Source organism: Sandarakinorhabdus sp., from assembly GCF_040398645.1.
GTDB lineage: Bacteria > Pseudomonadota > Alphaproteobacteria > Sphingomonadales > Sphingomonadaceae > Sandarakinorhabdus.
The window spans coordinates 1-3,876 of the sequence record NZ_JBBATR010000100.1 but is presented as its reverse complement, the minus strand read 5'-3'; the positions used below and the strand labels follow the sequence as shown (position 1 = coordinate 3,876).

The 3,876-nt window shown below is 68.6% G+C and carries 4 protein-coding genes; all 4 read right to left on the bottom strand.

From position 1 onward, the window contains the following. Positions 1-28: 28 nt before the first annotated feature. The 4 genes from ABWP50_RS13265 to ABWP50_RS13250 are packed head-to-tail and all read right to left on the bottom strand — an operon-like array spanning position 29 to position 3,847. Positions 29-583 carry a histidine phosphatase family protein gene (locus ABWP50_RS13265; RefSeq protein WP_353218461.1) on the bottom strand — a complete coding sequence of 185 codons (555 nt, stop codon included), beginning with the start codon at positions 581-583 and terminating at the stop codon, positions 29-31. After that, a complete protein-coding gene (locus ABWP50_RS13260; RefSeq protein WP_353218460.1) occupies positions 583-1,377 on the bottom strand; it encodes an adenosylcobinamide-GDP ribazoletransferase in 795 nt (264 codons plus the stop codon). Before ABWP50_RS13260 ends, ABWP50_RS13265 begins: the two co-directional genes overlap by 1 nt. Then, complete coding sequence (locus ABWP50_RS13255) at positions 1,374-2,390, bottom strand: nicotinate-nucleotide--dimethylbenzimidazole phosphoribosyltransferase (protein WP_353218459.1); 1,017 nt, start codon at positions 2,388-2,390, stop codon at positions 1,374-1,376. Before ABWP50_RS13255 ends, ABWP50_RS13260 begins: the two co-directional genes overlap by 4 nt. Beyond that, positions 2,387-3,847, bottom strand: a complete 1,461-nt coding sequence (locus tag ABWP50_RS13250; RefSeq protein ID WP_353218462.1) for a cobyric acid synthase — start codon at positions 3,845-3,847, stop codon at positions 2,387-2,389. Before ABWP50_RS13250 ends, ABWP50_RS13255 begins: the two co-directional genes overlap by 4 nt. Positions 3,848-3,876: the final 29 nt, after the last annotated feature.

Here is a 3,876-nt window from a genome sequence, read left to right as displayed (position 1 = left end):
CCAGATCATTCTTTTTCCGGTGTGCTCATTACCGCACTGCGCCTTGAGCCATCTCCCATGTTTCCCCATGACCGGGGATCAGCGTCGGCAACATCGATACCGCCAGGCCGGCGTCAAGCCAGCGGGCGGCAGCGACGGGGCCACCATGCGTCACCACGGCGATCCGGCCGGCGGGCAAGCGGGACAGCGCCAGCGCAATGCGTTCGAGCATTTCGGTGGTAGTTTCACCGCCGCCGGGGCGAAAGCTGTCCGGGGCATCGATCATGCCATCCATGGCGCTGCCGGTGGCGCGGTAGATGGCGTTCCAGGTTCTACCTTCCCATTCGCCGAAGTCGCGTTCCCGCCATTGCGCATCGGGCAGGCAGTCGACACCTGCCAGCGTCGCCACCCGCCTTGCCAGGTCGCGTGTGCGGCGCCGGTCGGAATGGATGACGATATCGGGTCGCCACGCCGCCAATTGCGGAGCGATGGCAATTGCATGGGCGCTGCCTGCCTGGCTCAACCCGGCGTCGCTGGTGCCGTAGCAGCGACCGCGCCATCGCCGTGCCACCTCGGTATGCCGTACCAGCAACAGGTGCCGCATCACGGTGCGGCCGTTGCCGCCAGCAACACCAGCAACTGGCCGGCATAGGCCCCGAAGCCCAGGCAATCCCCGGTGCTGCCGCCGATCCGGCGGATCAAGAGCGTGCGGAACCACAAGACGAAACCCACCCCCGCCGCCACGCCGGCAAGCGCAGCCGCTGGCGCGATAATCGCGAATGGCGCAACAACGGGCAGGGCCGTTGCAAGGGCAAGCGCCAGCACGCCCGGCCCGACGCCCGATGCGATATCCTTGGCCAGCCCGGTGCCGGCCGGTGCCGGCGGCACCACGGCCATCAGCACGGCTGCCAGCAACCGGCCGAAAGCCGCCGATGCGATGATGACGATCGCTGCGTCCAGCGCACCGAACCGGCCGATGACCGCCACCAGCAACGCCGCGCGCAACCCCAGCGCGAGGAAAAGGCCAACGGCACCATAGCTGCCGATGCGGCTGTCCTTCATGATCCGGCGCACGTCGTCGGCGCTATGGCCGCCGCCAAAGGCATCACAAAAGTCGGCAACCGCATCCTCGTGAAAGGCGCCGGTCAGCCGGGCTTCGACCGCCAACGCCAACAGCACTGCGACAGTCGCCGGCCACAGGGTTCCCGCCGCCAGCGCCACAGCCGCCGTGACCCCGCCGACCAGCGCCCCGACCAGCGGAAACCAGCCCACGGCCCGCACCAGGCCGGTGGCGACCTGTGCGCCCGATAGCCGATCGAGCCACGGCACCGGCACCCGTGTCAGGAACTGCACCGCCAGCAGCGGCGGCGCCCACCAGGGACAGCGATCGTCGGTCATGGCGCCGGCGGCAACAGATCGGCCAGCAACGCCACATCGCGCAGGATCGCCGCCGCGCTGTCGAGCAACGGCAACGCCACCAGCGCGCCGCTGCCTTCGCCGAGCCGCATCTGCCAATCGAGCAGCGGCACCAGCCCCAGCTTTGCCAGCGCGGCGCCATGCCCGGGTTCGGCGGATCGATGCGCCGCGATTATCTGGCGGGCAGTGCCCGGCGCCAGCTTTTCGGCGACAAGCGCCGCCGCCGTTGCGACATAGCCATCCAGCAGCAGCGTTGCACCGGCCGCGGCTCCGGCTGCAAAAAACCCCGCCATGGCAATGATCTCGAAACCCGCCACCGCTGCGATCGCGGCGCGGGGATCAGCCGCCAGCAGCGGCAGTGCCCGCGCGGCGGCCTCTGCCACGATGCGCGTCTTGACGGCCAGCACCGCATCATCGGCGCCGGCACCGCGCCCGACGGTAATATCGGCTGTGGCCCCCGCCAGCAGCATGGTCAGGCAGGCGGCCGACGTGGTGTTGCCGATCCCCATTTCCCCGGTCATGAGAATGGCATTGCCCGCCGCAACGGCGCGCACCGCCTCGTCGGCGCCGATGGCCCAGGCAGCATCGAATTGTGCACACGTCATCGCCGGCCCCAGCGCCAGATCGGCGCTGCCGGCGGCAACCGGCGCAGCGCGGTAATGCGCCGGCCATGGCGGCGGCGGCGGCGAAACGGCGCCAACATCGACCAGCCGCAACGTGCAATCCTGCGCTGCTGCCAGCGCCGTGCTGCTGGCCCTGCCCGCAAGGATTGTCGCCATCATCAAGCCGGTGACCGCCGCGGGCCAGGCCGAAACGCCTTGGGCGACAACCCCATGATCGGCAGCGAACAAAGTGATGCTGCGCGGCCGTGTTGCCGGATCGAGGCGTTGCTGGACCACCGCCAACTGCACGGCCAGCGCCTCCAGCGCGCCCAGGCTGCCGATCGGCTTTGCCAGCGCGTCGAGATGCGCCTGCGCCATGGCCTTGCTGATCATGCGCCTGTCCTTGCGATGCCAAGAAGCTGTTCGGTGTCGATGCAATCGGCCAACGCAGCGGCAAGGTCATCCAGCGCTGCATCGACGCGCCGGGCCTGATCAACACCGTCCGACCCCGCCCCCAGCCGCGCCAGCCATGCCGCGCGCTGTGCCGGGTCGTTGAACAGGCCGTGGATGTAGCAGCCAGCGATCCGGCCGGAGCCATTGACGGCGCCATCGACCGCGCCATCAGCCAGCCGCAACAGCGGCGCCGTGCCCGGGGCGACGACGCTGCGGCCGGAATGGATTTCATAGCCGCTGAACCCGGCGCCGTCGGCGATGCTCGTGCCGGTCACGGCGGTCAGACGCTTGTCGGCGCTTAATCGGGTTTCAACCGGCAGGTGTCCCAGCCCGGTGACGCTCTGCGCCGGCCCTTCGATGCCTTCGGGGTCGGCAATCACCGTGCCCAACATCTGGTAGCCACCGCAGATGCCCAGCAACCAGCCGCCACGCCGGACATGGGCGGCGATATCGATATCCCACCCTTGGGCGCGCAGGAACGCCAGGTCGGCAATCGTCGCCTTGGTGCCGGGAATGATGACCATGGCGGCTTCTGCCGGGATGGGTTGGCCAGGCGGCACGAACAGCAACCGCACACCGGGTTCGTGGATGAACGGATCGAAATCATCGAAATTGGCGATGCGTGACAGCATCGGCACGGCGATGGTGATGCTGCCGACGGCAGGGCGCGCGGTTTCCAGCACCACGCCATCTTCGGCCGGCAGGGCACGCGCCGCCGCGATCCACGGCACGACGCCCAGCCCCGGCCAGCCGGTACGGCGGGCGATATCGGCATAGCCATCATCGAACAGCCGAACATCACCGCGAAACTTGTTGATCAGGAAGCCCTTGATCATCGCCGCATCCGCTGCCTCGATCACTGCCTTTGTCCCGACGATCGACGCGATCACGCCGCCGCGATCAATATCCCCGACCAGCACCACCGGCACCTGCGCCGCACGGGCAAAGCCCATGTTGGCGATGTCGCCGTGCCGCAGGTTGGTTTCCGCCGGGCTGCCGGCACCTTCGACGATCACGAGGTCGGCAGCGGCTTGCAGCCTGGAATAGCTCTCCAGCACGGCACCGAGCAATTCGCCCTTGCGGCGCTGGTAATCACCGGCGCCGATCGACCCCACCACCCGGCCATGGACCACGAGCTGTGCCCCGGTATCGGATTGCGGCTTGATCAGCACCGGGTTCATATCGGTGATCGGCGGCACCCGGCAGGCCAGCGCCTGCAACGCCTGTGCCCGGCCGATCTCGCCGCCATCCGCGGTTACTGCGGCGTTGTTCGACATGTTCTGCGGCTTGAATGGCCGCACGGCCAGGCCCTGGTTGGTGAATAGCCGGCACAGGCCGGCAACCAGCACCGATTTGCCGACATCGGAGCCGGTGCCCTGCACCATCACCGCAGCCATGCGACCACCCCGACCAGCAACCACAGCAA